This is a genomic window from Mesorhizobium sp. WSM4848 (genome assembly GCF_055811375.1).
On the sequence record NZ_JBVVPX010000025.1, the window covers coordinates 20,445 to 27,400 of the forward strand.

Here is a 6,956-nt window from a genome sequence, read left to right on the forward strand (position 1 = left end):
CTTTCTCCCTATCGCGCGTCATCGGTTGGCGATCCCCCACATGGCGAACAGGTATTTGCGGACGGCGAAGATGAAGATCAGCGCGGGGATGACCAGTGCCGCCCCACCGGCGAATTTGAGATAGAGCGGCGACTCGCCGAGGCTCTGCAGCAGGAAGGCGGTCAGCGTCCGGTTCTCTATGGTCAGCACGGCGGCGGCAAACACCTCGTTCCAGGAGATGGTGAAGGCAAAGACCGCCGAGGCCGCGATGCCGGGCAGTGCCAGCGGCAGGATGACCTTGCGAAACGCCTGCAGACGGGTGCAGCCGAGCGTCCACGCCGCTTCCTCGAGCTCTATCGGAATGCCTGAGAACAGCGAAAAGGTTATCAGCACCGCGAAGGGCAGCGCCAGCGTGGTGTGGACCAGCGCCAGCCCGATGGCGGTGTCGTCGAGACCGGTGCGGATGAACATCACCGCAAGCGGCAGCGCCAGCAGCGGCAGCGGAAAGGCGCGGGTCATCAGCACCAGGAAGCGGAACGTGCCCTTGCCCGGAAAATCGAAGCGCGACAGCGCGTAGCCGGCGGGCGCGCCGAACCCGATCGAGAGGATCATCGTCAGCGTGGCGACAAGGACCGAGTTCCACAGCGCACGGCCGACGCCGGCGAAATTGATGAAGAAAGACAGGCTGCCGAAATCGAAGGAAGGGAAGAAGCGTTTCGGAAAGGCAGTGACCTCTTCCGGCGACGACAAGGCGTTGACGATCAGAAGATAGATCGGCAGCAGCACCCAGACCGAAAGCAGGATGACGGTGGCGACCAGCAGCCAGTTGCCGGCCTTGCGGGTCGCGGGCGCGGCGATTGGCATCTCTGCGACGGCGCTCATATGCGCGCTTCCTTCGGCACGCGCAGCACGCGCAGGAAGAACAGCGTGAGGCCGACCGAGATGGCGAGGATGAGCAGGGCGAAGGCGGCGGCAACGTTGCGGTCCTGCAACGAGAACTGCCAGTTGTAGGTCTCACCCATCAAGACCGGCAAATTGGTGCCGCCGAGCGCCGCCACCACGGCGAAAACCTCGAAGGCGAGGATAACGCGCAGGATGATCGCCGTCTGCAGGCTGGGGCGCAGCAAGGGCAGCGTGATCTTGACGAAGCGCTTCCACGGGCTCGCGCCAAAGACCTCGGCCGCCTCGTGATATTCCCGGGGGATGAGCCCCATGCCAGCGACCAGGATGACCATCATGATCGCAGTCGCGCGCCAGATCTCGGCCAGTATCACTGCGACGAAGATGGTCAGCTTGCTCTGGTAGCCGAGGAACATGACGGGCCTGTCCACGAGGCCGAGGTTCGACAGCAGCGTGTTGAGGAAGCCGGACTGGTCGAAAATGGCGAGCCAGATCAGCCCGGCGGCGAGATCGGAGATGCCGAGCGGAATGGCGAAGATGTAGAGCGCCGCACCCCGCCCGGTTTCGAGCCTGGACACGACCGTAGCCATCAACAGCGCCATAACCAGCTGGATCGGCACGACGATGGCTGCGAGCAGGATGGTGTTCCAGAAGGCGACCGGGAATTTCCAGTTGCCGGTCATGGTTCGAAAATTGTCCAGCGTGAAGCCGCCGTCACGGGTGAAAGCTTCGAAGGCGACCAGCGCGAACGGGTAGAGGAAAAAGACGCAAAGGAACAGCGTCGCCGGCATCAGCAGCAGATAGGGCAGGGCCTTGCCGTGCATGGCATGTCCTTTGGCCTGGTGCGGCTGGCGCCCGGAACGCAACAGGTTCCGGACGCCCCTCGGGAGGATTCTAGTCGACCGGGCAGGCGCCTTCGGACGGCTTATCGGGTGCCCAGCACGGTGCCTTGGCCTGGTCGATGAGGGCCTTGAGCGCCGTCGCCTGTTCCTCGATCACGCCACGCACATCCTGGCCACCGAGCACGATACGCTCGAAACTGTCGACATAGACTTGGTTGAACTTGCCGCCGAGATCGCCGAGCCCCATCGGCAGCAATGCCGGCAGCGCATCCGGCGCACCGGTCATGGTGGCGATCACCGGGCCGAAGACTTTCACCGAGGCCGGCATGTCGTCGGGCAGATTTACGTCGACCACGGGGAAGAAGTTGGTGGCCTTGAGCGTCGCGATCTGCGTTTCCGGCTTCAGCATATAGGCAACCAGCGCCTTGGCCTTGTCCATGTCCGGCGAGGTCTTCGGAATGGCGACGCCGGCGACCACCGGCATGTAGCCGCGACCCGCCGGGCCGGCTGGCGCCGGGAAGGCGACGAACTCGTCCGGCTTCTGGTTGAACGCATCGGCAAGCCGCGCCACGTGGTCGAACGCCACCCACACTTCGCCGGTCAGCAGTGGCTCCTGCATGAAGGCATAATTTGTCGAATTCGGGTTGGTGTACTGCCACAATTCCTTGAACTTGTTCCACGCGGTCTCGGCCTCCGCCGAGCGGAACTTGGTCACCATCGAGCCGGTGTAGGACGGATAGAGAAAACCCTCGAAGAAACGGTGCTTCAGCCCCTTCGGTCCGGCCGGGAAGCCGAATTTCGGCGAGCCGGTCTTCTCGGCGATGTTCTTCGACCATTCGATCAGCTGGTCATAGGTGATGGTGTTGAGATCGACGCCGGCCGGCAGATATTGCAGCGCCTGCTTGTTGGCCGCCATCAGGAAGGCGGCCTGCATCCAAGGCAGATATTTCTGGTCACCTGTGCCGAGCATGCCGAGCTTCTTGTAGGCCTCGTTGAGCTTGACGCCGCCGATATCGACGCCGGACAGATCGACAAGGTTCGCGCCGACCGTGGAGAAGTCACCGTGCAGGCCGCCGAGCACGCCGATGGTGCCGGAGCCGGCCTGCAGCTCGGCCTGGAGGCGGGTGAGCCAGGGCCCGTCCTCGGCGACTTGATAGTCGACCTGGCCGTCAAACGACTTGAGCACTTCGCTGCGCATTTTCTGCGTCTCCTCCACAGGCCGCGCCTGCGTCGACCAGAACAGCACCTGGGCCTGCGCGCCGCCGATCGCGATCGACAGCGCGAGTGCGGCGCCGGCCAATGTCTTCAACGCATTCATCGTGGTCTTCCTCCCTGGTTGTGCGCCGCCCCAGCGTCAGTTTTGTCCTGTGGGTGCCGGTCCTATGGGTGCCGGGCCATGGCTTGCCCGCGAAACCAATGTCGGCCGGATCAGCCGTGTCAGCGGCGCGGCGAACTTGTCGCCGATGACGGTCAACAGCATCTCGCCGATCTCGCGCGCGCATTGGCGGATCGACGCATCGAATGTGGTGAGGCCGGGCGGTGCATAGGCCGAGGCGGCGATGTTGTCGAAGCCGATGACGGAAAGGTCGCGAGGGATGACCAGGCCGGCGCGGGCGGCCTCTTCCATGACGCTGAGCGCCAACTCGTCGAACAGCGCGACGATAGCCGTCGGCCGCTCGTCAGCATGCAGCAGCCGGTTGATGGCCTGGATGCGGGCGCCGCGATCGAAGCGCGGCGCCGTCGCTACATCGAGCCTGACCGACGGATCGCCTCGGCGCGCGATCGCTGCGGCGAGCCCGTCTTGCCGCAGATGGCGAAACGTCATCGGCTCGGCGATCGTCACCAGGCCGAAATGGCGGTGCCCGAGATCGTAGAGCATGTCGAAGGCTTCACCGAAGGCGTGAGCGCCATCGGTGTCTAGCCAGTTGTAGGCGAAGTCGGTGTCGAGCAGTCGGCCATGGGCGACGAATGGGAAATTGCGCTGGCGCAGATAGGCGAGCCGTTCGTCGACCTCGGCGATGCGGGTGACGACGACGCCATCGGCGCGTCCGGATTCGACAACATGGCGAAGCACGGAAAGTTCCGACTGGCCTTGCGCCGCGGCGGCGAGGATCAGATCGGTGCCATGCGAAACCAGCCCTTCGCCAAGCCCGGTGACGAATTCGCCAAGGAAGGAATCGACCAGATTGGGGCCGCGGATCGGCAGCACCATGCCGACAAAGCCGCTGCGGCCGGAGACCAGCGTGCGGGCTGCCGTGTTGGGCACGTAACCGGCCTGGCGCGCGGCTTCAGTGACGCGTTCGCGCGTCTTCAAGGCGATCTGCTGATGGCCGGCAAGCGCCCGTGACACCGTGGTGATCGACAGGTCGAGCTGCGCGGCAAGTTCCTTGAGCGTGGTGACGCGGGCCGGCACTGATCCTCCCGAACAAAGTGTTTGAAGCGTTTGTAATGGGTTTCGGTCAGATTGCAAACGTTTTAAATCCCGGCCGAGCCAATGAGGTGTCGATGGCTCTACAACGGGCCGAACTCTGTTTTTGGCCCGCTTAGCGTGATTTGAACCACGTGGCGCTTGACTCCGACGACACCTTGTGAAAAATTTTGCATCACCTGATAAAAATATCTTAGGGCGGAAATGGTTGGTTTTGGAAACGGCCTCCTGCGCGACGATGAAACCAGTATGGCGACGCGCGCCGCCTGGCTTCATTATGCTGGCGGCCTGACCCAGTCGGAGGTCGCCAGGCGGCTTGGCCTGACCAGCCTCAAGGCGCATCGCCTCATCACCAAGGCCAATCAGGAAGGGCTGGTCAAAGTCTATATCGACGGCGAAGTGTCGGAATGCGTCGCGCTTGAAGACGATTTGTCGAGCCGCTACGGCCTCGATTATTGCGAGGTCGTTCCCGACTTCGATGGCGAAGACTTGCCGCTCAAGGCGCTTGGCATCGCCGGCGCGCAATTCCTCAAGCGTGAGATCGAACGCGGCGAGGATACGCTAATCGGCGTCGGCCATGGCCGCACGCTGGCCGCCTGCGTCGAGTATCTGCCGCGCATATCTGCCGAAAAGACCCGCTTCGTCTCACTGCTTGGCGGCCTGACGCGCAAGTTCTCGGCCAATCCGCACGACGTCATTCACCGCCTGGCCGAACGGACCGGCGCGGAAGCCTATGTGATGCCGGTGCCGATGTTCGCCAACACGGTCGAGGATCGAACCGTGCTGCTCGGGCAGAAGGGCATCAGTGAGGTTTTCGATCTCGGCAAGGCCGCCGACCTGCTCATTGCCGGCATCGGCACCGCCGAGCGCGAGGCGTCGCTGGTCGCCACCGGCATGATCGAGAAGGGCGAAATGGAGGAGATCCGCCGCAACGGCGGTGTCGGCGAACTGCTCGGCCATTTCTTCGATGAGGCTGGAAAAGCGGTCGAGACGACGCTTTCCAACCGGGCGCTGGCGCTGGCGCGCGAAGACATCAGCAATCGCAGGATTGTCGCCGTCGCCGGCGGCAAGGTGAAGGTTCGTGCCATCAAATCGGTGTTGGAGGGCCGCTATCTCAAGGGCCTGGTCACCGATGAGCGGACGGCGCGAAAACTCGTGGAGCAGACGCCGGTCGGGTAGCCGGCAGCCATTCGATTGAAACTACCCTGTGGAGGAGAAGACACATGCATGAGAAAGAGAAAGACCTGATCGACGCGTTCCTGCGCGGACAAGTCGATCGTCGTGGGCTGATCAAGGGCCTTGGCGCGATGGGCCTTGCCGCCGGCACGGCCGGAACGCTGCTCAATCTGGGGCAGACCCGTGCGCTGGCGGCGGATTTCGACTGGCAGGCGCACAAGGGCAAGACCATCAAGCTCTTGCTCAACAAGCATCCTTACGCCGATGCGATGATCGCCAACCTTGAAAACTTCAAGAAGTTGACCGGCATGGAAGTCGTCTATGACGTCTTTCCGGAAGACGTCTATTTCGACAAGGTCACCGCTGCGCTGTCGGCCAGCTCGCCCGAATACGATGCTTTCATGACCGGCGCCTACATGACCTGGACCTACGGCCCGGCCGGCTGGATCACCGACCTCAACGAGTGGATCAAGGATCCGACCAAGACCAATGTGAACTATGCCTGGGACGACTTCCTGCCCGGTGTCAGGAAGTCCTGCGCCTGGAACGGCCAGCCCGGCGGCGTGCTCGGTTCCGACGACGCCAAGCAGTGGTGCATTCCGTGGGGCTTCGAACAGAACAACATCACCTACAATAAGGGTATGTTCGACAAGGTCGGGGTCAGCGTTCCCGGCAATATGGACGAGATGGTCGCTACGGCGGCCAAGCTCACCAAGGATGTCGGTGGCGGCGTCTACGGCATCGGCGTGCGCGGCTCGCGCTCCTGGGCGACGATCCATCCCGGCTTCCTCTCGGCCTACGCCAACTTTGACCAGAAGGACCTAAACGTCTCGGCCGACGGCAAACTGTCGGCCGCGATGAACACCGCCGAATCCAAGGCCTTCCACAAGCAGTGGGTCCAGATGATCCAGGAGAGCGGCCCCAAGGACTGGTCGACCTACACCTGGTATCAGGTCGGCACCGACCTTGGCGCCGGCGCCTCGGCGATGATCTTCGACGCCGACATCCTCGGCTACTTCATGAATGGCGGCGACAACAAGATGGCCGGCAAGCTCGCCTTCTCTGCCTTCAAGGCCAATCCTGCCGCCAAGGCTCCGACGCCCAACATCTGGATCTGGTCGCTGTCGATGTCCAACTTCTCCAAGGACAAGGACGCCACCTGGTACTTCATGCAATGGGCATCCGGGCCTGAGCATGCACTGTTCGGTGCGACCAAGATGGACTTCGTCAATCCGGTCCGTCAGTCGGTCTGGAACGACCAGATGTTCCGCGAGAAGCTGAACAAGAGCTATCCGGGCTATGTCGAGATGTTCGACGTCTCGGCGCCCGGCGCCAGCATCAAGTTCACCCCGCAGCCGCTGTTCTTCGATCTCACCACCGAATGGGCGGCGACGCTGCAGAAGATGGTGGCCAAGGAAGTGCCGGTCGACGAAGGCCTCGACATGCTGGCCACCAGCGTCGACGGCCAGCTCAAGGAAGCCGGGCTCGGCTGAGTCCTGGCGGCCCGGGGGGGGGGGGGGGGGGGGCCCCCCCCCCCCGCCCCCGGGGGGGGGGGGGGGGGGGGGGCGGGGGGGTGTTGGGGGGGGGGCGGGGGGGGGGGGGCCCCCCCCCCCCCCCACCGCCAGACAAAG

Annotated in this window: 6 protein-coding genes; 2 read left to right on the forward strand and 4 right to left on the reverse strand. The window is 63.6% G+C overall.

Annotated features, from left to right (window positions below):
• Window positions 1-18: 18 nt before the first annotated feature.
• From AC0L16_RS21525 to AC0L16_RS21540, 4 genes are all read right to left on the reverse strand, one after another.
• Entirely contained in the window at window positions 19-861 is an 843-nt protein-coding gene (locus AC0L16_RS21525; protein ID WP_473623113.1) for a carbohydrate ABC transporter permease, read from the reverse strand.
• A complete protein-coding gene (locus tag AC0L16_RS21530; protein WP_258119457.1) occupies window positions 858-1,703 on the reverse strand; it encodes a carbohydrate ABC transporter permease in 846 nt (281 codons plus the stop codon). The genes AC0L16_RS21525 and AC0L16_RS21530 overlap by 4 nt, the downstream gene beginning before the upstream one ends.
• A gap of 70 nt (window positions 1,704-1,773) precedes the next feature.
• Window positions 1,774-3,039, reverse strand: coding sequence for an ABC transporter substrate-binding protein (locus tag AC0L16_RS21535; protein ID WP_473623114.1), 1,266 nt, complete (start codon window positions 3,037-3,039; stop codon window positions 1,774-1,776).
• 36 nt (window positions 3,040-3,075) lie between these two features.
• Entirely contained in the window at window positions 3,076-4,134 is a 1,059-nt protein-coding gene (locus tag AC0L16_RS21540) for a substrate-binding domain-containing protein (RefSeq protein ID WP_473623116.1), read from the reverse strand.
• A 219-nt stretch (window positions 4,135-4,353) separates the two neighbouring features.
• Between AC0L16_RS21540 and AC0L16_RS21545 the strand changes: the two genes are divergently transcribed.
• Together AC0L16_RS21545 and AC0L16_RS21550 are read left to right on the forward strand one after the other, a co-directional pair.
• Window positions 4,354-5,328 carry a sugar-binding transcriptional regulator gene (locus tag AC0L16_RS21545; RefSeq protein ID WP_473623117.1) on the forward strand — a complete coding sequence of 325 codons (975 nt, stop codon included), beginning with the start codon at window positions 4,354-4,356 and terminating at the stop codon, window positions 5,326-5,328.
• A 44-nt stretch (window positions 5,329-5,372) separates the two neighbouring features.
• Complete coding sequence (locus tag AC0L16_RS21550; protein WP_192357467.1) at window positions 5,373-6,818, forward strand: ABC transporter substrate-binding protein; 1,446 nt, start codon at window positions 5,373-5,375, stop codon at window positions 6,816-6,818.
• The last annotated feature ends 138 nt before the right edge of the window (window positions 6,819-6,956 follow it).